This is a genomic window from Mycolicibacterium vaccae NBRC 14118 = CIP 105934, from assembly GCF_001552715.1.
In the GTDB taxonomy this organism is placed as follows: Bacteria; Actinomycetota; Actinomycetes; order Mycobacteriales; family Mycobacteriaceae; genus Mycobacterium; species Mycobacterium vaccae.
Genome location: NZ_BCRS01000111.1, coordinates 1 through 21,203, shown reverse-complemented (window position 1 = coordinate 21,203; position 21,203 = coordinate 1). Strand labels below are relative to the sequence as shown.

General features: G+C 69.4%; 21 protein-coding genes. 16 read left to right on the top strand and 5 right to left on the bottom strand.

All coding sequences use genetic code 11. The features are described 5' to 3' along the window. On the top strand, nt 1-696 hold a 696-nt coding region (gene ribD, locus MVA01S_RS19940), incomplete at its 5' end, for a bifunctional diaminohydroxyphosphoribosylaminopyrimidine deaminase/5-amino-6-(5-phosphoribosylamino)uracil reductase RibD (protein ID WP_060941674.1). Between the two features lie 182 nt (nt 697-878). Next, nucleotides 879-1,025 (top strand): hypothetical protein, encoded by a 147-nt coding sequence (locus MVA01S_RS31535; protein ID WP_003932063.1) that lies wholly within the window; start codon nt 879-881, stop codon nt 1,023-1,025. Here the strand turns inward: MVA01S_RS31535 and MVA01S_RS19935 are convergent. The 4 genes from MVA01S_RS19935 to MVA01S_RS19920 all read right to left on the bottom strand — a co-directional run bounded on the left by MVA01S_RS19935 (nt 992) and on the right by MVA01S_RS19920 (nt 6,043). Beyond that, the gene (locus MVA01S_RS19935) at nt 992-2,578 is read right to left on the bottom strand and encodes an MFS transporter (protein WP_040542132.1); all 1,587 of its coding nucleotides are present in this window, start codon (nt 2,576-2,578) and stop codon (nt 992-994) included. The two genes, MVA01S_RS31535 and MVA01S_RS19935, sit on opposite strands and share 34 nt — an antisense overlap. Continuing rightward, entirely contained in the window at nt 2,578-3,282 is a 705-nt protein-coding gene (locus tag MVA01S_RS19930) for an LppX_LprAFG lipoprotein (RefSeq protein ID WP_003932065.1), read from the bottom strand. The genes MVA01S_RS19935 and MVA01S_RS19930 overlap by 1 nt, the downstream gene beginning before the upstream one ends. A 104-nt stretch (nt 3,283-3,386) precedes the next feature. After that, nucleotides 3,387-5,066 (bottom strand): alpha-amylase family protein, encoded by a 1,680-nt coding sequence (locus MVA01S_RS19925; protein WP_060941673.1) that lies wholly within the window; start codon nt 5,064-5,066, stop codon nt 3,387-3,389. Then, complete coding sequence (locus MVA01S_RS19920; protein WP_003932067.1) at nt 5,063-6,043, bottom strand: TIGR03885 family FMN-dependent LLM class oxidoreductase; 981 nt, start codon at nt 6,041-6,043, stop codon at nt 5,063-5,065. Before MVA01S_RS19920 ends, MVA01S_RS19925 begins: the two co-directional genes overlap by 4 nt. 43 nt (nt 6,044-6,086) lie before the next feature. Here MVA01S_RS19920 and MVA01S_RS19915 point away from each other — a divergent pair, with 43 nt between their 5' ends. The 4 genes from MVA01S_RS19915 to MVA01S_RS19900 all read left to right on the top strand — a co-directional run bounded on the left by MVA01S_RS19915 (nt 6,087) and on the right by MVA01S_RS19900 (nt 9,029). Continuing rightward, the gene (locus MVA01S_RS19915; RefSeq protein WP_003932068.1) at nt 6,087-6,698 is read left to right on the top strand and encodes a riboflavin synthase; all 612 of its coding nucleotides are present in this window, start codon (nt 6,087-6,089) and stop codon (nt 6,696-6,698) included. A 110-nt stretch (nt 6,699-6,808) separates the two neighbouring features. After that, nucleotides 6,809-8,080: a bifunctional 3,4-dihydroxy-2-butanone-4-phosphate synthase/GTP cyclohydrolase II gene (locus MVA01S_RS19910; protein ID WP_003932069.1), complete on the top strand. Its 1,272-nt coding sequence runs from the start codon at nt 6,809-6,811 to the stop codon at nt 8,078-8,080. After that, a complete protein-coding gene (ribH, locus tag MVA01S_RS19905; protein WP_003932070.1) occupies nt 8,077-8,559 on the top strand; it encodes a 6,7-dimethyl-8-ribityllumazine synthase in 483 nt (160 codons plus the stop codon). The genes MVA01S_RS19910 and ribH overlap by 4 nt, the downstream gene beginning before the upstream one ends. Next, on the top strand, nt 8,556-9,029 hold the full coding sequence (locus MVA01S_RS19900; RefSeq protein WP_003932071.1) for a PH domain-containing protein: 474 nt from the start codon (nt 8,556-8,558) through the stop codon (nt 9,027-9,029). The genes ribH and MVA01S_RS19900 overlap by 4 nt, the downstream gene beginning before the upstream one ends. Here MVA01S_RS19900 and MVA01S_RS19895 read toward each other — a convergent pair. Then, complete coding sequence (locus MVA01S_RS19895; RefSeq protein WP_040542135.1) at nt 9,010-10,842, bottom strand: gamma-glutamyltransferase family protein; 1,833 nt, start codon at nt 10,840-10,842, stop codon at nt 9,010-9,012. The two genes, MVA01S_RS19900 and MVA01S_RS19895, sit on opposite strands and share 20 nt — an antisense overlap. 95 nt (nt 10,843-10,937) lie before the next feature. Between MVA01S_RS19895 and uvrC the strand changes: the two genes are divergently transcribed. From uvrC to MVA01S_RS19845, 10 genes are all read left to right on the top strand, one after another. Then, nucleotides 10,938-12,950, top strand: a complete 2,013-nt coding sequence (gene uvrC / locus MVA01S_RS19890) for an excinuclease ABC subunit UvrC (protein ID WP_003932073.1) — start codon at nt 10,938-10,940, stop codon at nt 12,948-12,950. Next, entirely contained in the window at nt 12,947-13,891 is a 945-nt protein-coding gene (rapZ, locus tag MVA01S_RS19885) for an RNase adapter RapZ (RefSeq protein WP_003932074.1), read from the top strand. Before uvrC ends, rapZ begins: the two co-directional genes overlap by 4 nt. Before the next feature lie 23 nt (nt 13,892-13,914). Continuing rightward, nucleotides 13,915-14,949 (top strand): uridine diphosphate-N-acetylglucosamine-binding protein YvcK, encoded by a 1,035-nt coding sequence (yvcK, locus tag MVA01S_RS19880; RefSeq protein ID WP_003932075.1) that lies wholly within the window; start codon nt 13,915-13,917, stop codon nt 14,947-14,949. Continuing rightward, entirely contained in the window at nt 14,946-15,923 is a 978-nt protein-coding gene (gene whiA / locus MVA01S_RS19875) for a DNA-binding protein WhiA (RefSeq protein WP_086006085.1), read from the top strand. The genes yvcK and whiA overlap by 4 nt, the downstream gene beginning before the upstream one ends. Nucleotides 15,924-15,925: 2 nt before the next feature. Beyond that, complete coding sequence (locus MVA01S_RS19870; protein WP_003932077.1) at nt 15,926-16,642, top strand: ABC transporter substrate-binding protein; 717 nt, start codon at nt 15,926-15,928, stop codon at nt 16,640-16,642. Nucleotides 16,643-16,747: 105 nt separating this feature from the next. After that, nucleotides 16,748-17,770 (top strand): type I glyceraldehyde-3-phosphate dehydrogenase, encoded by a 1,023-nt coding sequence (gene gap, locus MVA01S_RS19865; RefSeq protein ID WP_003932078.1) that lies wholly within the window; start codon nt 16,748-16,750, stop codon nt 17,768-17,770. A gap of 33 nt (nt 17,771-17,803) precedes the next feature. Then, nucleotides 17,804-19,027: a phosphoglycerate kinase gene (locus MVA01S_RS19860; protein WP_003932079.1), complete on the top strand. Its 1,224-nt coding sequence runs from the start codon at nt 17,804-17,806 to the stop codon at nt 19,025-19,027. 15 nt (nt 19,028-19,042) lie between these two features. Then, entirely contained in the window at nt 19,043-19,828 is a 786-nt protein-coding gene (gene tpiA / locus MVA01S_RS19855) for a triose-phosphate isomerase (protein WP_003932080.1), read from the top strand. A gap of 30 nt (nt 19,829-19,858) precedes the next feature. Then, the gene (gene secG / locus MVA01S_RS19850) at nt 19,859-20,092 is read left to right on the top strand and encodes a preprotein translocase subunit SecG (protein ID WP_003932081.1); all 234 of its coding nucleotides are present in this window, start codon (nt 19,859-19,861) and stop codon (nt 20,090-20,092) included. A 70-nt stretch (nt 20,093-20,162) separates the two neighbouring features. Further along, a partial coding sequence (locus MVA01S_RS19845) for a phosphoenolpyruvate carboxylase (protein ID WP_159426336.1) occupies nt 20,163-21,203 on the top strand: 1,041 nt, incomplete at its 3' end.

Genomic DNA, 21,203 nt, shown 5'->3' with positions numbered 1-21,203 from the left:
GACCCGAACCCGGTGGCCGCGGGCGGGGCGGCACGGCTGGCCGAGGCCGGCGTGCGGGTGAGCGCGGGTGTGCTGTCCGCCGCGGTCGCCGGCGGTCCATTGCGTGAGTGGCTGCACAAGCAGCGCACCGGATTACCCCATGTCACATGGAAATTCGCCACCAGCGTGGACGGTCGCAGTGCGGCCGCCGACGGCACCAGCCAGTGGATCACCAGCGAGGCCGCTCGCGCGGACGTACACCGCCGCCGGGCCGCTGCCGACGCGATCGTGGTGGGCACCGGGACGGTGTTCGTCGACGACCCGACGCTGACCGCGCGGCGACCGGACGGCAGTCTGGCCGACCACCAGCCGCTGCGCGTCGTGGTCGGTGAGCGTGAGATCTCGCCTGACGCAGCGGTTCTCAACGACGACTCGCGGACGATGGTGATCCGCACACGCGACCCGCTCGAGGTCGTCAAGGCGTTGTCCGACCGCACGGACGTGCTCGTCGAGGGCGGACCCACCCTGGCCGGCGCGTTCCTGCGGGCCGGGGTGATCGACCGCATCCTGGCCTATGTGGCGCCGATCCTGCTGGGCGGCCCGGTCACCGCCGTCGACGACGTCGGAGTCCTGAGCATCGCCCAGGCGCAGCGCTGGCGTTTCGACGGAGTGACCCCGGTGGGGCCGGACGTGTTGCTCAGCCTCATCCCCGTGTAGTGCGGCTCGGGTTGTTATCCAATCGTTTTCAGATGTTCATGTGTGGCCGGCGGCGTGCCCCGATTCACACCTGCCCCGGCCCGCGGGACCGGCCCGGAGTGATCGGCGCTCGGTAGACTGGTCGGGAATTCGCGCTTTCACCGATGAGTTGCGCATGAAAGCACGAGAGAAGGAAAACCAGCATGACTGCACTGCAGGACTGGATCAGTAACAACCCCGTCGACACCATCACCGGCGCGATCCGGGATGTCTGGCGGGAACTGACCGCCGACGACGCCGACCAGGCCGACGAGCCTCAGCTGATGGGCCGCGGACTTGAGCGCTGCTGAGCCTCGACCGCCGGCTCCTCGGCGTGCTCGTTGCGGCCCGCGATCAGCAGACCCAGCGCCGCTCCCACCACACAGACCACCGCGGTGATCGTGAAGATCTCGCCGTACTGCAGCACGTAGGCCTCCCGCACCCGGGCGGCCTCGGCGGCCAGCCGCTCGGCCAGTGAATTGCCGCCCGTGCTGGCGGGCAGCTCGGCCAGATGCTGGTTGAAGCGGTACAGACCCCACGCGGACAGCGCCGCGATACCGATCAGCATGCCGATCATGCGGGCGACCACCACCGACGCCGACGCGATGCCGTGCTGGGCGGCCGGGACCACCCGCAGGGTCGCCGAGGTCAGCGGGCCGATGACCAGGCCGAGACCCAGTCCGGCGACCGCGAGGTCGGTGTCGAAGGTGGGAAGCTGCGCGAAACCCAGGTCGTGGTGTTCGGTCAGCACGTCGATGGTCCAGTGCGAGATCAGCCAGTAGCCGGCGGCGGCGATGAGCAGCCCGGCGAAGGCGACAATGCGGTCGCCGATCCTGGTGGCCAGCCAGCCGCCCAGCAGCGCGCCGATCGGTAGCGCGCCGAGGAACCAGAGCAGCATGAAGACCGCTTCGCTCTGCTCCTTGCCGAGCACGCCCTGGGCGAACAACTCGATGTTGACCAGTGTCACCATCAGCGCTGCTCCCGCGCACAGCGAGGCACCCAGACCGGCCAGGAACGGGCGGAACCGCACCCCGGCGGGTTCGATGAGCCGGGTGGTGGCGAACTTCTCCCACGCGAAGAAGGCGACCGCGGCGACCGCCGCGGCGGCCAGGACCGGCAGGCCGTAGCTCGGGAGCACCTGCTTGCCGTCGGGTGTCTGGTTGTAGAGCCCGACGACGGCGAGCCCCAGGGCCAGTGCGAGCAACAGCCCGCCCACCACGTCGACCTTCTGCGTCGGCGCGTCCTTGTCCCGGCCGGGCAGGCTGAAGTGGATCATCAGCATCGCGAGGGCGGCCAACGGCACATTGACCCAGAACACCGCCTGCCAGTGGGTGAACAGTGCGACCAGGGCGACGCCGTAGAGCGGGCCGAGCACGCTGCCGAGTTCCTGGGCGGCGCCGACCCCGCCGAGGACCGCGGCACGGTTGCGGCTGACCCACAGGTCCGCCGCCAGCGCCAGGGTGACGGGCAGCAGGGCGCCGCTGGCGACGCCCAGGACGGCGCGGCCGACGACCATCATGACGAGGTCGGTGGACAGCGCGGTGATGACCGAGCCGACGGCGAAGGTGGCCAGGCTGGCCTGGATCAGGATCTTGCGCCCGAACTTGTCCGACGCGCGGCCCAGCAGCGGCATCGCCGCGATGTAGCCCAGCAGGTAACTCGTGATGATCGGCGTCACCCGTTGGATCTCGTTGATGGCGATCCCGACGTCGAACATGATGTCGCGGATGATCGAGATGACGACGTAGGTGTCGAGCGCGCCGAGCATCACCGCGAGGCTGCCCGCGCTGATCGCCATCCACCGGTTGGTGGCGCCGGGACCCGCCGACTGGTGGGCGGTCTCCTCGAGGGGGGTGCGGTGCATCACACCGCGGGTTTGTCGACGGTGACCGGCTCGCCCCACTTCGACAGCGTCATCGTCACGCTGTTGCCGGGGCTGGGCTCCAGGCGGGCCTGCATCAGCTCGTGCGCGCCTTCCTCGGTGATCCACGCGGTGCCGGGCACCGGGCCGGTGGCGGCGATCTGCGGGGCGATCTTGTTGACCGCGTCGGCGCTGACCTGACCGGTGACCCGGACGGTCTGCACGCCCTCGATCGTCTCGCGGCCGTCGGCGGTCGGGTCGGAGAAGTTGGCCAGCACATTGGCCAGGCCCACGTCCGGGTTCAGGATCGCGGCGACGTCGTAGATGTCGGAGGCGGGACCGAAGTTCGACAGCGCGCCGCCGGCGGTGATCGCGGCGTACAGATCTCCGTCGGAGACCACGAACTCGACGTCGTTGAGCCGCTGGCCCAGGAAGATGATGTTCGCCGTGCCCTTGGCGGCCACCGCGGGGGCCTGGGTGAGGTCGCCCTCGAGCGACTCGACGGGCAGGTCGGGGATCTGGCCCTGCACGCTCAGCTTCAGATGCGCGCTGGTCTGCCCCTTGGTGGTCGCGCTGGACTCCGTCAGCAGGGTGGCGGGGTCGGGCAGTTCCTTGCCGGTGTCCTCGGTGGACGAACCGGAACAACCGGCGACCAGGGCGACGGTGGTGAAAAGGGCGGCGAAGATCGCCAACAGGCGGGTCTGCATGCCTGCATCGTAGAGGGTGCGGCGATGTGGATGCGCGGCCCGGGGCCCGCGGCGTTCCGGGAAACTGGCCTCTGAGCTGGGTCTTCGGTGACTATCGGGGCCCCTCAGATGATCGGCGGATCGTCGGGTCGAAGGACACGCAGCCACCGGTAGCCGTACGGATCGAGAGACATTTCGGCGCGGCCGTGGGAATCCAGGAAATATTCGCTGCGACCGTCGAGCAGGTCCACCAGCTTCGAACCGGCAGGCACGTCACCGAGCTCCAGTGGCACCAGGCAGCCTTCGGCGCCGAAGTTGTGCAGGGCCACCAGCGACCAGCCGGACGGTTCGCGGCACACGTGCGCCAGCACGGCGGGGTTGGGTTGGTCGAGGACTTCCGCGGTGGACCAACCGATCTCGGGTTGCTGACGGTAGGTGTAGATCAGGTCGCGGACGAACCACCAGAACGAGCGGTGGTCGCGGCGCTGATCGGAGGCGTTCACCCGCTGCGGGCCGTACAGCCCGTCGGGCAGCGGCCGCGTCAGGCGGCGCCTGGCGGCAGTGGAGAATCCGCCGTTGTCCCCGCCGGTCCACTGCATCGGCGTGCGCACCGCCAATCGTCCTGGGATGTCCAGGTTTTCGGCCATCCCTAGCTCTTCGCCGTAGAACAGCACCGGGGTGCCCGGCAACGAGAACGCCAGCGAGTACACCATCCGCATCCGTCGCTGGTCCCCACCCAGCATGGCCGGTAACCGGCGCCGCAGGCCCCGGTCGAACAGCTGCATGTCGGGTTCCGGCCCGAACGCGTCGAAGACCTCGCGGCGTTCGTCGTCGCCGAGTTTGTCGAGGGTGAGCTCGTCGTGGTTGCGGACGAAGTTGGCCCACTGACTGGTGATGTCGAGCGGGGGCCGGTCGCGCAGGGCCTGGGCGATCGGGCCAGCGTCGCCCCGGGCCAGGGACAGGTACAGATGCTGCATCCCGATGAAGTCGAACTGCATGTTCAGCCCGTCGCCGTCGGGTCCGCCGAAAAACGTCTTCTGATCCTCGTAGTCGACGTTGACCTCACCGAGCAGGACCGCGTCGCCGAGCCGGCGGGTGATGAAATTGCGGACGTCGCCGAGGTACTCGAAGGGGTCGAACACGCCGGGGTCTCCCGGCGCCCCGTCACGGGCGAACAGGAACGGCACCGCGTCGATGCGGAATCCCGAGACGCCCAGCTGCAGCCAGAAGCCGAGGGTGCGGGAGATCTCCTCCTGCACATCAGGGTTGGCGATGTTCAGATCCGGCTGGTGCTTGTAGAAGTGATGCAGGTACCACTGGCCGGTCTTCGGGTCGTGTTCCCACAGGCTGTCCTCCTGGTCGGGGAACACGACCTCTTTCGCGGTGTCGGGCGGCTCGGTGTCGCTCCAGACGTAGTAGTCGCGGTACGCGTCGTCGGTGCTGCGCCGCGCCGACCGGAACCACGGATGGGCGTCGGAGGTGTGGTTCATCACGAAATCGACGATCACCCTGATGCCGTTCGCCCTGGCGGTGCGGACGAGCTCGACGAAATCGCCCAAGGTGCCCAGCCGGGGGTCGACGGCGAAGAAGTCGGTGATGTCGTACCCGTCGTCCTTACGCGCCGTCGGATAGAACGGCATCAGCCACAGACAGGTGATGCCGAGGTCGGCCAGGTATTCGACGCGTTCGGTCATGCCGCGGATGTCCCCGCAGCCGTCGCCGTTCCAGTCGTAGAACGTCTCGATGTCGGCGCAGTAGAAGACGGCGTTCTTCCACCACAGGTCGCCGGTCTCGATCTTCCTCACGCCGGGACCGCCGGCGCGGTCGGCGACAGCTGGGGCAGCACGTGCTCGCCGAACGCGTCGATGAACGGCTGCTGGTGCTGGCCGACGAAGTGCAAGTACAGCTCGTCCCAGCCCTGTTCGAGGTACTCGTGCAGCCATGCCGCATGTCTGCCGAGGTCGCCGGAGACCCGCACCGACTCCGTGACCTGTTCCGGGGTGACCGATGCGCCGATGACGTCGAACGCCTCGACGGTCTCGATGTCCCAGCACACCGGCGGGGCGAACACGTTGTTGCGCCACTGGTCGTGCGCGATGGCCAGGGCCTCGTCGTCGGTCGGCGCCCAGCTGAGGTGGATCTGCAGCCGCGCGGGACCGCGCCCACCGGCGTCGCGGTACGCCGCGAGCACCTGCTGCAGTTTCTCGGGGGACTGGTTGACGGTGATGAGCGCGTCGGCCCACTGCGCGTGGCGGGCCGCGGTGGCGGGGGTCACCGCGGGGCCGACCAGGTCGGGCACCCGCTCGGGCAGGCTCCACAGTCGGGCGCGGTTCACCTGGATCAGCCCGTCGAAGCTCACCTCCTCGCCGCTCAGCAGCCGCCGGATCACCTCGACGCACTCGACCAGCCGGCGGTCGCGGACCTCTTTGCGCGGCCAGGTCTCGCCGGTGATGCGTTCGTTGGACGCCTCACCGGAACCCAGTGCGGCCCAGAACCGCCCGGGGAACATCTCCGCCAGCGTCCCGATCGCCTGGGCGACGATCGCCGGGTGGTAGCGCTGGCCCGGCGCGTTGACGACCCCGAAGGGCAGCCCGGTGCTGGCCAGCGCCGCGCCCAGGAACGACCAGGCGAACCCGGACTCGTTCTGCCGTTCGCTCCACGGGCTGAAGTGGTCGGAGCACATGCCGGCGGTGAACCCGGCCTGCTCGGCGTGCACGACGTCGCGCAACAGCTGCCCGGGCGGGATCTGTTCGTGGGAGCAGTGGAATCCGATGACGGTCATCGGCCCGGAATACCCCGTTTGCCACGGGTCTAGGCTGGTCGCCGTGTTCACCGGAATCGTCGAAGAGTTGGGTGAGGTCGTCGGCAGAGAGGACCTCGGGGACTCCGCCCGCCTGGTCATCCGTGGTCCCGTCGTCACGTCGGACGCCGGGCACGGCGACTCGATCGCGGTCAACGGCGTCTGCCTGACCGTCGTCGACGTGCTCGCCGACGGGGCGTTCACCGCGGATGTGATGAACGAGACACTGAGCCGCTCCAGCCTGGACGGCGTCACCGTCGGCGCGAAGGTGAACCTCGAGCGCGCCGCCGCACTGAACAGCAGACTGGGCGGCCACATCGTCCAGGGTCACGTCGACGGCACCGGCCACATCATCTCGCGGACGCCGTCGGAGCACTGGACGGTGGTGCGGGTCGCGCTGCCTGCGGCGCTGTCGCGCTACGTGGTCCAGAAGGGCTCCATCACTGTTGACGGGGTGTCGCTGACCGTGTCGGGGCTCGGACACGACTGGTTCGAGGTGTCGCTGATCCCGACCACGCTCGGGCTGACGACGCTGGGTCACGCCGAGGTCGGTGCGCACGTGAACCTCGAAGTCGACGTCATCGCCAAGTACGTCGAGCGACTGCTCGAGACCAAGGGCGCCGCCACCGATCTGTGAGCGACGGTTCTGCCCACCGGACGGTGGGCATCAAGTCGGCCCGTTCCGTGGTTCATACTGAGAGGTATTGACACGTGGTTCCGTGCTGGGAACCGGCAAGGGTGGTGAAGATGACGAGGCTGGATTCGGTCGAGCGCGCGTTGGCCGACATCGCAGCGGGCAAGGCCGTGGTCGTCATCGACGACGAGGACCGGGAGAACGAAGGCGACCTGATCTTCGCCGCCGAGAAGGCCACTCCGGAACTCGTGGCGTTCATGGTCCGCTACACGTCCGGCTATCTGTGTGTGCCCCTCGACGGCGATATCTGCGACCGGCTCGGGCTGCTGCCGATGTACGCGGTCAACCAGGACAAGCACGGCACTGCCTACACCGTCACCGTCGACGCGAAAAAGGGTGTCGGAACCGGCATCTCGGCGATGGACCGCGCGACCACGATGCGCCTGCTGGCCGATCCGGAAGCCGTCGCCGACGATTTCACCAAGCCCGGTCACGTGGTGCCGTTGCGCGCCAAGGACGGCGGCGTGCTGCGTCGGCCCGGCCACACCGAGGCGGCCGTCGACCTGGCCCGGCTGGCCGGTCTGCAGCCGGCGGGCGCGATCTGCGAGATCGTCAGCCAGAAGGACGAAGGCGCGATGGCGCAGACCGACGAGCTGCGGATCTTCGCCGACGAGCACGACCTCGCGCTGATCTCCATCGCGGACCTGATCGAGTGGCGCCGCAAGCATGAGAAGCACATCGCCCGGATCGCTGAGGCCCGCATCCCGACCCGTCACGGCGAGTTCCGCGCGGTCGGCTACAGCAGCATCTACGAGGACGTCGAGCATGTGGCCCTGGTCAAGGGGGACATCTCCGGTCCGCACGGTGACGGCCACGACGTGCTGGTGCGCGTGCACTCGGAGTGCCTGACCGGCGACGTGTTCGGGTCCCGGCGTTGCGACTGCGGGCCGCAGCTGGACGCCGCGCTGGCGATGGTGGCCCGGGAGGGCCGCGGCGTGGTGCTGTACATGCGCGGCCACGAGGGCCGGGGCATCGGCCTGATGCACAAGTTGCAGGCCTACCAACTGCAGGACGCCGGTGACGACACCGTCGACGCCAACCTCAAGCTCGGGTTGCCCGCCGACGCCCGCGACTACGGCATCGGGGCGCAGATCCTGGTCGATCTCGGCGTGCGGTCGATGCGGCTGCTGACGAACAACCCGGCCAAGCGGGTCGGGCTGGACGGCTACGGACTGCACATCATCGAGCGGGTGCCGCTCCCGGTGCGCGCCAACGCCGAGAACATCCGCTACCTGATGACCAAGCGCGACCGCATGGGCCACGATCTCGTCGGCCTGGAGGACTTCGACGAAGCCGTCCCCGGCGAGTTCGGCGGGGCGGTATGAGTCCGGCACACGGCGTCCCCGATCTGCCGACCCTCGACGCCGGCGACCTGACGCTCGGCATCGTCGCGAGCACCTGGCACGAGACGATCTGCGACGCGCTGCTCGACGGCGCCCGCAAGGTGGCCGCCGACGCCGGCATCGACAACCCGACCGTGGTCCGCGTGCTCGGTGCGATCGAGATCCCGGTGGTCGCGCAGGCGCTGGCCCGCGACCACGACGCGGTGGTCGCGCTCGGCGTGGTGATCCGCGGTCAGACACCGCATTTCGACTACGTGTGCGACGCGGTGACCCAGGGCCTGACCCGGGTGTCGCTGGACGCGTCCACGCCCGTGGCCAACGGCGTGCTGACCACCGACAACGAAGACCAGGCACTGGACCGGGCCGGGTTGCCGCACTCCACCGAGGACAAGGGCGCGCAGGCCGCGGCGGCCGCGGTGTCGACGGCGCTGACGCTGCGCCGTCTGCGAACGGATTCATGAGCCGCCCCGACTGGGATCTGGTCGTCAAGCCGCACCTGACGCCGTTTTTCGCCTACGGAGCGGCGGTGGTGATCGTCGCCGCACACGTTGTGGTCGGCGCGCTGCTCAAGGTCGGTTCCACCGGTGTGGTCTTCCGCACCTGGGACCAGGTGGCGATCGCCATGGTCGGTGTGGTGATCGCCGGCTTCGTGTCGCTGTTCGCGCGGCCCCGGCTGCGCATCGGCCCCTCGGGGGTGGCCGTGCGAAACCTGTTCGGGTACCGGCTGTTTCCGTGGGACGAAGTGGTCGACGTGTCGTTCCACGAGGGCGCGCGCTGGGCGCGGCTGGACCTGCCCGACGACGAGTACGTCCCGGTGATGGCGATCCAGGCGGTCGACAAGGGCCGCGCGGTCGACGCGATGGAACAGGTGCGCACGCTGCTGCGGCGCTACCAGAGCCGGCAGTCGGGCATCAATTCACGTCACCCATGACCAGGCCCTCGCGGCGTGGGTCGGCCCCGCCCACCCAGCCGGGGTCGGAGCGGACGATCGCCGAGAGCCCGCTGGACTGATCGGCCAGGTCCACCTTGTGGCCGAGCTCGCGCAGCCCTTTCACCAGTGGATCGTCGGCGCCGTCGTCGGAGGTGTCGATGACCGGATGTTCGCCGCCCACGTTGGTCTCCGGGGAGTTGTCGGCGCCGAAGTCCACCATGGACACCGCCTGCTGCGGGTCCAGGCCCCAGTCGAGCATCCCCACCACCGTCTTGACCACGAACTGGATGATCGTCGAGCCGCCCGGTGAACCGGCGACCCCGTACAACCGGCGACCCACCGGCCCCCGGTCGAAGATCAGCGTGGGAGCCATCGTGCTGCGCGGGCGCTTGCCCGGCTCGACCCGGTTCGCCACCGGCACCCCGTCGGGACCGGCCGGCTCGGCCGAGAAGTCGGTCAGCTGGTTGTTCAGCAGGAACCCGTCGACCATGTGGAACGACCCGAACGCGGACTCGACCGTGGTGGTCAGCGACGCGGCGTTGCCCTGCCGGTCGACGACGCTGATGTGGCTGGTGCCGTGCTCGGGCACCGGGGCGACCGGTGCGGTCGGTGGCCCGAACTCGCCGGGTTGCGCGGTGCCCATGCTCCGATCGGGCGAGATCAGCGCGGCCCGGCCGGCCAGGTACTCGCTGCCCAGCAACGTCTGCGGAGTTCCTCCGGGCAGCGGCACGAACGCGGTGTCGGCGACGTAGCGGTCCCGGTCGGCGTACGCCAGCCGTTCGGCCTCGGAGATCAGGTGCACGCCGGTCACCGAGGGGCGTCCGCCGTTGAGGTCCACCTCGGTGGGTCCGTACCGGTCCATCGGGAAGCGCTCCAGCATCCCGAGGGTGGCCGCCACGGCGATCCCGCCGGACGACGGGGGCGGCATGCCGCAGATCTCCCAGTCCCGGTAGGGGGTGCACAGCGGGTCCCGGCGTAGTGCGGTGTAGCCGATCAGATCCTCGACGGTCAGCAGGCCCGGGGTTCGTCCGCCGGACCGATCCGCGACGGCGGCGACGATGTCGCGGGCGATCTGGCCGCTGTAGAAGGCGTCCGGGTCGGTGGCGATGGCGCCCAATGTCTTCGCATAGGCCGGATTGGTCAGCGTGGTGGCGGCCGGTTTCGGGCTGCCGTCCGTCTCCAGGAAGTACGCGGCGGCCTCCTCGTCCATCCGCAGTCGCGGGGCCGCGTCGGCGATCGCGGTGGCCAGCCGGTCGCTGATCTCGAAGCCGTCGTCGGCCAGCGTGACGGCGGGTGCGAAAAGGTCCCGCCACGGCCTGCTGCCGTGCTCGCCGTGCACGTCGGCCAGCATCCGCACGATGCCCGGCACCCCGATCGAGCGGCCCGACGCCCTGGCGTCGGGCTGGGGCTCGGTGCGGTCGGTGTCCGACACCCAGCGCAGGTAGTTCTCGGTCGCCGCCGCCGGGGCGACCTCGCGTCCGTCGTAGGCCTGCACCGCGCCGGTGCCCGCGTCGTAGTACAGCAGGAAACCGCCGCCGCCGATACCGGAGGACTGCGGCTCCACCAGCCCGAGGACGGTCTGCGCGGTGACGAGTGCGTCGGCCGCGCTGCCCCCGTCCCGCAGCACCTCGCACGCCGCCCGGGTGGCGAGCGGGTTCGCCGTGGCGACCGCGTAGCGCTGGGTGCGCACCGCCGTCATGTCGCGCCGGTAGCCGGTCGCGGTCTCCGCTGTGCCGTTGGTCACGATGTCGCACGGGCCCGGCGGTGCGGCCGGTGTCTGCGACCCCGCCGAACAACCGGAGACGACGAGCATGGGCCCCAGAAGCGAGGCCAATACCAGGCGGGCGGGCCGCGTCAGTGCCACGGGAGTGGCTCTACCCGGTCGGAGCCCGGCAGTAACCTGGGACCGTGCCCGATCCAGCGACGTACCGACCCGCTCCCGGGTCGATACCCGTCGAACCGGGGGTGTACAGGTTCCGCGACCCGCACGGCCGGGTGATCTACGTCGGCAAGGCCAAGAGCCTGCGCAGCCGGCTCAACTCGTACTTCGCGGATCTGTCGGGCCTGGCCCCGCGGACCCGGCAGATGGTGATGACCGCGGCCAGCGTCGAGTGGACGGTGGTCAACACCGAGGTCGAGGCGCTGCAGCTGGAGTACAACTGGATCAAGGAGTTCGATCCGCGGTTCAACATCCGCTACCGCGACGACAAGTCCTATCCGGTGCTCGCCGTCACCCTCAACGAGGAGTATCCGCGGCTCAAGGTGTACCGCGGGCCGCGCCGCAAAGGGGTGCGCTACTTCGGCCCGTACTCGCACGCCTGGGCGATCCGCGAGACGCTCGACCTGTTGACCCGGGTGTTCCCGGCCCGCACCTGTTCCAACGGAGTCTTCAAGCGGCACAGCCAGATTGACCGGCCATGCCTGCTCGGCTACATCGACAAGTGTTCGGCGCCATGCGTCGGACGGGTCAGCGCCGAGGAGCATCGCCGGATCGTGCAGGATTTCTGCGACTTCCTGGCAGGCAAGACCGACCGGCTGATCCGCGAGATGGAACAGCAGATGAACGCCGCGGCGGAGGAACTGGACTTCGAGCGGGCCGCCCGGTTGCGCGACAACATCGGCGCGATGCGCCGGGCGATGGAGAAGCAGACGGTGGTGCTCGGCGACGGCACCGACGCCGACGTCGTCGCGTTCGCCGACGACGAACTCGAAGCGGCCGTGCAGGTGTTCCACGTGCGCGGTGGGCGGGTGCGCGGCCAGCGCGGCTGGATCATCGAGAAGTCCGGCGAGCCAGGCGAATCCACCCTGGAATATCTCGTCGAGCAGTTCCTCACCCAGTTCTACGGCGACCAGGCCGAACTCGGCGGCGCCAGCGACGCCGGCGGGGACGAGGCGACCACGCCGGTGCCCAAGCAGGTGCTGGTGCCGGTGCTGCCCGACAGTGCCGACGAACTGGAGACCTGGCTGTCGCAGCTGCGCGGCTCCCGGGTCGCGCTGCGGGTGCCCCAGCGTGGGGACAAGCGGGCCCTGGCCGAGACGGTCAGGCGCAACGCCGAAGGTGCGCTGAACCAGCACAAACTCAAGCGTGCCGGCGACTTCACCGCCAGAAGCGCTGCGCTGCAGAGCATTCAGGACGCGCTGGGGCTGGCCGAGGCTCCACTGCGCATCGAATGTGTCGACATCAGCCACGTGCAGGGCACCGACGTGGTGGCCTCGCTCGTGGTGTTCGAGGACGGGTTGCCGCGCAAGTCCGACTACCGGCACTTCGCGATCCGAGAGGCAGCCGGCGACGGTCGCTCCGACGACGTCGCCTCGATCGCCGAGGTCACCCGGCGGCGGTTCCACCGCCACCTGAAGGAGACCCCGCAGCCCGGCGACATGATGGCCGAAGGCAGGTCGCGTCGCTTTGCCTACCCGCCCAACCTGTTCGTGGTGGACGGCGGCGCGCCACAGGTCAACGCCGCGGCCGCGGTGCTGGAGGAACTCGGCATCACCGACGTCGCGGTGATCGGGCTGGCCAAGCGGCTCGAAGAGGTGTGGGTGCCGTCGGAGCCGGACCCGGTGATCATGCCGCGCAACAGTGACGGCCTGTACCTGCTGCAGCGGGTCCGCGACGAGGCGCACCGGTTCGCGATCTCCTACCACCGCAGCAAACGCTCGAAGCGGATGACGGCGTCGGCGCTGGATTCGGTGCGCGGGCTGGGCGAGCATCGACGCAAGGCCCTCGTCACCCACTTCGGGTCACTGGCCAGGATCAAACAGGCAGGCATCGACGAGATCACCGCCGTGCCGGGCATCGGCGCGGCGACCGCGCGGGCCGTGCTCGAAGCGCTCGGCGCCGAGGTCCCACCGGCTGCCGCCGTCGATTCGGGCGCGCCGGCCACGGATATCGGCAATGATCAGAGCAGGGTATCGGGATGACAGAGCAGGGGATGCACGAGGAACTGCGTGGGGGCACCGGCCGCGCCGGTGACGAAGAGGGCCTCGAGCCGGCGGCCGAGAACGGGATCGACGTCGTCCTGGTCACCGGGCTGTCCGGCGCCGGGCGGGGGACTGCGGCCAAGGTGCTGGAGGATCTCGGCTGGTATGTGGCCGACAACCTGCCCCCGGAACTGATCGCGCGGATGGTCGACTTCGGGCTGACCGCGGGGTCCCGGATCACCCAGCTCGCAGTCGTGATGGACGTGCGCTCCCGCGGCTTCACCGGCGACCTGGACTGGGTGCGTAGCGAACTGGGCACGCGCGGCATCGTGCCCCGGGTGCTGTTCCTGGAGGCCTCCGACGACATCCTGGTCCGCCGCTACGAGCAGAACCGGCGCAGCCACCCGCTGCAGGGCAACCAGACTCTGGCCGAGGGCATCGCCGCCGAACGGACCATGCTCGCGCCGGTGCGGGCAGCCGCCGACCTGGTGATCGACACCTCGTCGCTGTCGGTGCACGCGTTGCGCGACAGCGTCGAACGGGCCTTTGCCGGCGAGGCCGTCGCGCACACCGCCGTGACCGTGGAGTCGTTCGGCTACAAGTACGGACTGCCGATGGACGCCGACACCGTGATGGACGTCCGGTTCCTGCCCAACCCGCACTGGGTGGACAGGCTGCGACCGCACACCGGCCAGCACCACGAGGTCCGCGACTACGTGCTGGGCCAGCCCGGCGCCGTGGAGTTCCTGGACTCCTACCATCAGCTGCTGGACGTGGTGATCGACGGTTACCGCCGGGAGGGCAAGCGCTACATGACCGTCGCCATCGGGTGCACAGGCGGCAAGCACCGCAGCGTGGCGATGGCCGAGGCGCTCGCCGAACGGCTGCAGGACGCCGACCTGACGGTGCGGGTGCTGCACCGCGACCTGGGGCGCGAATGAGCTTCCCCGCGCGAGGAGGACAGGTGAGCCCACGCATCGTCGCGCTCGGCGGTGGGCACGGCCTCTACGCCACGCTGTCGGCCGCGCGCCGGCTCACCCCGCACGTGACCGCGGTGGTCACCGTCGCCGACGACGGCGGATCCTCCGGCCGGCTGCGCAGCGAGCTGGACGTCGTGCCGCCCGGAGACTTGCGAATGGCATTGGCCGCGTTGGCATCTGACAGTCCGCACGGCCGGCTGTGGGCCACCATCATCCAGCACCGGTTCGGCGGCAGCGGCGCGCTGGCCGGCCATCCGATCGGCAACCTGATTCTGGCCGGCCTCAACGAGGTGCTCGCCGATCCGGTCGCCGCGCTCGACGAGCTGGGCCGCATCCTCGGTGTCAAGGGCCGGGTGCTGCCGATGTGCCCGGTGGGGCTGGGCATCGAGGCCGACGTGGTCGGGCTGGACTCCGACCCGCGCGTCAGCCGCGCGATCCGCGGCCAGGTCGCGATCGCCACCACCGTCGGGAAGGTCCGCCGGGTACGTCTGCTGCCCGGCGATCCGCCCGCCACCCACCAGGCTGTCGACGCGATCTTGAATGCCGACCTCGTGGTCCTCGGGCCGGGGTCGTGGTTCACCAGTGTGATCCCGCATGTGCTGGTGCCGCAGCTGGCCGCGGCGCTGCAGGCCACCACGGCGCGGCGGGCGCTGGTGCTCAACCTGGTGGCCGAACCGGGGGAGACGGCAGGCTTCTCGGTGGAGCGTCACATCCACGTGCTGGCCCAGCATGCGCCGGGCTTCACCGTGCACGACATCATCGTCGATTCGGCCCGGGTTCCCAGCGATCGCGAGCGGGACCAACTGCGCCGGACCGCTACCATCCTCGGCGCCGACGTTGAGTTTGCCGACGTTTCCCGACCTGGTACACCTTTACATGACCCGGCGAAGCTGGCCGCGGCGTTGGAGGGGGTTCGCAAGCGCGGCGTGGCAACTCATGGCACGAACCAGGGGTTTCAACAGCCGACCATGCAAACACCGACAGCGAACGGACCGAGAGGTGACGACCCGTGGCGATGACAGCCGAGGTCAAGGATGAACTGAGCCGTCTGGTGGTCAACTCCGTGAGCGCGCGCCGTGCGGAGGTGGCCTCGCTACTGCGTTTCGCCGGCGGGCTGCACATCGTGTCGGGCCGGGTCGTCGTCGAGGCCGAGGTCGACCTCGGCATCATCGCGCGCCGGCTGCGCAAGGACATCTACGACCTCTACGGCTACAACGCCGTGGTGCACGTGCTCTCGGCCAGCGGCATCCGCAAGAGCACCCGCTATGTGGTGCGGGTGGCCAAGGACGGGGAAGCGCTGGCGCGCCAGACCGGTCTGCTCGACCTGCGTGGCCGGCCCGTGCGCGGACTGCCCGCCCAGGTGGTCGGCGGCAGCGTCGCCGACGCCGAAGCCGCTTGGCGTGGAGCGTTTCTGGCGCACGGCTCGCTCACCGAACCGGGCCGGTCGTCGGCGTTGGAGGTCAGCTGCCCCGGGCCGGAGGCCGCCCTGGCGCTCGTCGGCGCAGCTCGCCGCCTCGGGGTCAGCGCCAAAGCCCGCGAGGTGCGCGGCAGCGACCGGGTCGTCGTCCGCGACGGCGAGGCCATCGGGGCACTGCTGACCCGGATGGGCGCCCAGGACACCAGGTTGACCTGGGAGGAGCGGCGCATGCGCCGCGAGGTCCGGGCCACCGCGAACCGGCTGGCCAACTTCGACGACGCCAACCTGCGGCGATCGGCGCGCGCCGCGGTCGCCGCCGCGGCCCGGGTGGAACGCGCGCTGCAGATCCTCGGCGACACGGTGCCCGACCACCTGGCCGCAGCGGGGCAACTCAGGGTCGCCCACCGGCAGGCGTCCCTGGAGGAGCTGGGCCGGCTCGCCGAGCCTCCGATGACCAAAGATGCTGTGGCAGGCCGTATCCGGCGCCTGCTGTCGATGGCAGACCGCAAGGCCAAACAGGACGGCATCCCCGACACCGAGTCGGCCGTCACCCCCGATCTGCTCGAGGACGCCTGAGCGTGGGCGCCGCGTTGCGGGTGGGCGTGGCGTATCCGGAACCGCCGTTCAACGCGATGCCGGGCCAGTCGGGACTGGACATCGACGTGATGACCGCACTGGCCGCGGCCATCGCCGAGGAGATCGAGTTCGTCGCCTACGACGGCGCCGATTTCGACGGGATCTTCGACCGGCTCGCCGCCGGTGACTACGACTGCGTGATCGCCGGTACCACCGTCACCCCCGAGCGGGAGCGCAAGGCGGCGTTCCTGCCGCCCTACCTGATCTCCGGGCAGGGCCTGGCGGTCGACACCGCCCGGCTGCCGCAGGTGCACTCCGTCGACGACCTGGCCGGACTGACCGTCGGCGTCCAGCGTGGCAACACCAGCGAGGCGATCGCACAGCAGCTGGTGGACGACGGCAAGGCCGAACGGGTCCGGGTGTACGACTACGGCGCGGTGAGCACCGCGATCGCCGACCTCGTCGCCGGCGGCTGCGACGCGGTGATGAAACTCGCGCCTGCGCTGGCCGAACTGGTCAAGCAGGTGCCCGGGGTCGAGCTGGTACAGCGCGGCCTGTCGGTCGAGGACATCGCGGTCGCGGTCAACCCCGCCGACCAGAAGCTCCTGGCGCGGCTCCAGGTCGCCCAGGCGGAGCTCGAAGAGGACGGCACCCTGCAGCGGGTTCGCCGTAAATGGCTCGGCAATCCGTATGTCGACCAGAGCGTCGGCATGCTGTGACAAGGCCCAGGGGCGACCTCACCCGGGCGTGAGGCCAACCACTAGGCTGGTCACCAGTAGTCGACGGCACACTTCACCGAAAAAATGAGGACAGAGGAGACACCCGTGACGATCCGTGTTGGTGTGAACGGCTTCGGCCGTATCGGACGCAACTTCTTCCGCGCGCTGGACGCGCAGAAGGCCGAAGGCAAGAACAAGGACATCGAGATCGTCGCGGTCAACGACCTCACCGACAACGCCACGCTGGCGCACCTGCTGAAGTTCGACTCGATCCTGGGCCGGCTGCCCTACGACGTGAGCCTCGAAGGCGAGGACACCATCGTCGTCGGCAGCACCAAGATCAAGGCGCTCGAGGTCAAGGAAGGCCCGGCGGCGCTGCCCTGGGGCGACCTGGGCGTCGACGTCGTCGTCGAGTCCACCGGCATCTTCACCAAGCGCGACAAGGCCCAGGGCCACCTCGACGCGGGCGCCAAGAAGGTCATCATCTCCGCGCCGGCCACCGATGAGGACATCACCATCGTGCTCGGCGTCAACGACGACAAGTACGACGGCAGCCAGAACATCATCTCCAACGCGTCGTGCACCACGAACTGCCTCGGCCCGCTGGCGAAGGTCATCAACGACGAGTTCGGCATCGTCAAGGGCCTGATGACCACCATCCACGCCTACACCCAGGACCAGAACCTGCAGGACGGCCCGCACAAGGATCTGCGCCGGGCCCGCGCCGCCGCGCTGAACATCGTGCCGACCTCCACCGGTGCCGCCAAGGCCATCGGACTGGTGCTGCCCGAGCTGAAGGGCAAGCTCGACGGCTACGCGCTGCGGGTGCCGATCCCCACCGGCTCGGTCACCGACCTGACCGCCGAGCTGGGCAAGTCGGCCACCGTGGACGAGATCAACGCCGCGATGAAGGCTGCGGCCGAGGGCCCGCTCAAGGGCATCCTCAAGTACTACGACGCCCCGATCGTGTCCAGCGACATCGTCACCGATCCGCACAGCTCGATCTTCGACTCGGGTCTGACCAAGGTCATCGACAACCAGGCCAAGGTCGTGTCCTGGTACGACAACGAGTGGGGCTACTCCAACCGCCTCGTCGACCTGGTCGCCCTGGTCGGCAAGTCGCTGTAGGGGCGAGCGAAGCGACGGGAGAACAGAGGCGCCATGGCGATCAAGTCACTCGACGACCTTCTGTCCGAAGGGGTGACGGGGCGGGGCGTACTCGTGCGCTCCGACCTGAACGTCCCCCTCGACGGCGACACGATCACCGACCCGGGGCGCATCATCGCCTCGGTGCCGACGTTGAAGGCGTTGAGTGACGCCGGCGCCAAGGTGGTCGTCACCGCGCATCTGGGCAGGCCCAAGGGTGAGCCGGATCCGAAGTTCTCCCTCGCGCCGGTCGCCACGGCGCTGGGGGAGCGGCTCGGGCGGCACGTGCAGTTGGCCGGTGACGTGGTCGGAAGCGACGCGCTGGCCCGCGCCGAGGGGCTGACCGACGGCGACATCCTGCTGCTGGAGAACATCCGCTTCGATCCCCGGGAGACCAGCAAGGACGAGTCGGAGCGGCTCGGCCTGGCCAGGGCGCTCGTCGAACTGGTGCGCGCGCCGGACGGGACAGCCGGCGCCTTTGTCTCCGACGGCTTCGGGGTGGTGCACCGCAAGCAGGCGTCGGTCTACGACGTGGCGACACTGCTGCCGCACTACGCCGGCTACCTGGTCGACACCGAGGTCAAGGTGCTCACCCAGCTCACCGAATCCACCGAACGGCCGTACGCGGTGGTGCTGGGCGGTTCGAAGGTCTCGGACAAGCTGGCGGTCATCGAGAACCTGGCGACCAAGGCCGACAGCCTGGTCATCGGCGGCGGCATGTGCTTCACCTTCCTTGCCGCGCAGGGACTTTCGGTGGGCAAGTCGCTTCTCGAAGAGAGCATGATCGAGACCTGCCGCAAGCTGCTCGACGACTACGGCGACGTGCTGCACCTGCCGGTCGACATCGTCGTCGCCGACGAGTTCTCCGCGGATTCCCCCGCCGAGGTGGTGCCCGCCGACCGGATCCCCGACGGCAAGATGGGGCTGGACATCGGTCCGGAGTCGGTACGCCGGTTCTCCGCGCTGTTGTCGAACGCGAAGACGATCTTCTGGAACGGCCCGATGGGCGTGTTCGAGTTCCCGGCGTTCGCCGCGGGTACCAAGGGCGTGGCCGAGGCCATCATCGCCGCCACCGGCAAGGGTGCGTTCAGTGTCGTCGGCGGTGGCGACTCGGCCGCCGCGGTGCGTCAGCTCGGCCTGCCCGAGGACGGTTTCTCGCACATCTCGACCGGCGGCGGTGCGTCGCTGGAATACCTTGAGGGCAAAGAGCTGCCCGGCATCCAGATCCTGTCGGACTGAACGAGGAGATCGAACTTGGCGCGTAAACCGCTGATCGCGGGCAACTGGAAGATGAACCTGAACCACTTCGAGGCGATCGCGTTGGTGCAGAAGATCGCATTCTCGTTGCCGGACAAGTATTTCGACAAGGTCGACGTCACGGTCATCCCGCCGTTCACCGATCTGCGCAGCGTTCAGACGCTCGTCGACGGCGACAAGCTGCGGCTCACCTACGGCGCCCAGGATCTGTCCCAGCACGACTCCGGTGCCTACACCGGCGAGATCAGCGGCGCGTTCCTGGCCAAGCTGGGCTGCACGTTCGCCGTCGTCGGGCACTCCGAGCGGCGCACCTACCACGGTGAGACCGACGAACTGGTGGCGGCCAAGGCCAAAGCGGCGCTCAAGCACGGGCTGACGCCCATCGTGTGCATCGGCGAGCAGCTCGAGGTGCGTGAGGCGGGCAACCACGTGGAGTTCAACGTGAACTCGCTGCGCGGTTCGCTGGCCGGGCTGACGGCCGAGCAGATCGGCCAGACGGTGATCGCCTACGAACCGGTATGGGCGATCGGCACCGGCCGGGTGGCCGGCGCCGCCGACGCGCAGGAGGTCTGCAAGGCCATCCGGGACGAACTGGGCAACCTGGCCTCACCGGACGTCGCGGGCGGGGTTCGGGTGCTCTACGGCGGCTCGGTGAACGCCAAGAACGTCGGCGAGATCGTCGGACAGGCCGACGTGGACGGCGCGCTGGTCGGTGGCGCTTCGCTGGACGCCGAGCAGTTCGCGACACTGTCGGCGATCGCCGCCGGCGGGCCGCTGCCGTAACCGCCCGCCCGCTTCGGTAGGCTTGCTCCCATGCAATTGGCCCTGCAGATCATCCTGGTTGTGACCAGTGTGTTGGTCGTTCTCCTGGTTCTGCTGCATCGCGCCAAGGGCGGCGGTCTGTCCAGCCTGTTCGGCGGCGGTGTGCAGTCCAGCCTGTCCGGCTCCACCGTGGTGGAGAAGAACCTCGACCGGCTGACGCTGTTCGTCACCGGAATCTGGATCGTCTCCATCGTCGGGATGGCGCTCCAGATCAAGTACAGCTGACCACTGACCGCTCGCCGGTCCACCGCTGACTCGATCTGCGGCCGGTTCCGGCAGCGGAGATAATCGAGCGATGGCTCAACCACCCGAAGCGCCCGACACCACACTCGAACCGATCGGCTCGGTCCAGCGCACCCAGGTGGGCCGGGAAGCCACCGAGCCCATGCGCGAGGACATCCGGCTGCTCGGCGCGATGCTCGGCGACATCGTGCGCGAGCAGAACGGCGACGAGGTCTTCGATCTCGTCGAGCGGGCCCGGGTGGAGGCGTTCCGGGTGCGGCGGTCCGAGATCGACCGCGCCGACATGGTCAAGATGTTCGACGGAGTGGACGTCCGACTGGCCATCCCGGTGATCCGGGCGTTCACCCATTTCGCGTTGCTGGCCAACGTCGCCGAGGACATCCACCGGGAACGGCGCCGGGCGATCCACGAAGCCGCCGGCAGGCCGCCGCAGGACAGCAGTCTGGCCGCCACCTACCTCAAACTCGACGACGCCGACCTCGACGCCGCCACGGTCGCCGAAGCGCTCGTCGGCGCGCTGGTCTCGCCGGTCATCACTGCGCACCCCACCGAGACCAGACGCCGCACGGTGTTCGACACCCAGCACCGCATCACCGAGCTGATGCGGCTGCGTCTGCACGGGTTCACCGTCACCCCCGAGGGCAAGGACGTCGAACGCGAGCTGCGCCGCCACATCCTGACGTTGTGGCAGACAGCTCTGATCCGGTTGTCCCGGTTGAAGATCCAGGACGAGATCGAGACCGGGCTGCGCTACTACGCGGCCGCTTTCCTTGAGGTCATCCCTCAGGTCAACGCCGAGGTGCGGTCGGCGCTGCAGGAACGCTGGCCCGGATCGGGCATCCTCGACGACCCGATCCTGCGGCCCGGCTCGTGGATCGGCGGCGACCGCGACGGCAACCCGAACGTCACCGCCGAGGTCGTCCGGTTGGCCACCGGCAGTGCGGCCTACACGGCGTTCGCGCACTACTTCACCGAGCTCACCGCACTCGAGCAGGAACTGTCGATGTCGATGCGGTTGGTGCACACCAGCGAGCACCTGGCCGCGCTCGCGGACGCCTGCGACGAGCCTGCCCGCGGCGACGAGCCGTACCGG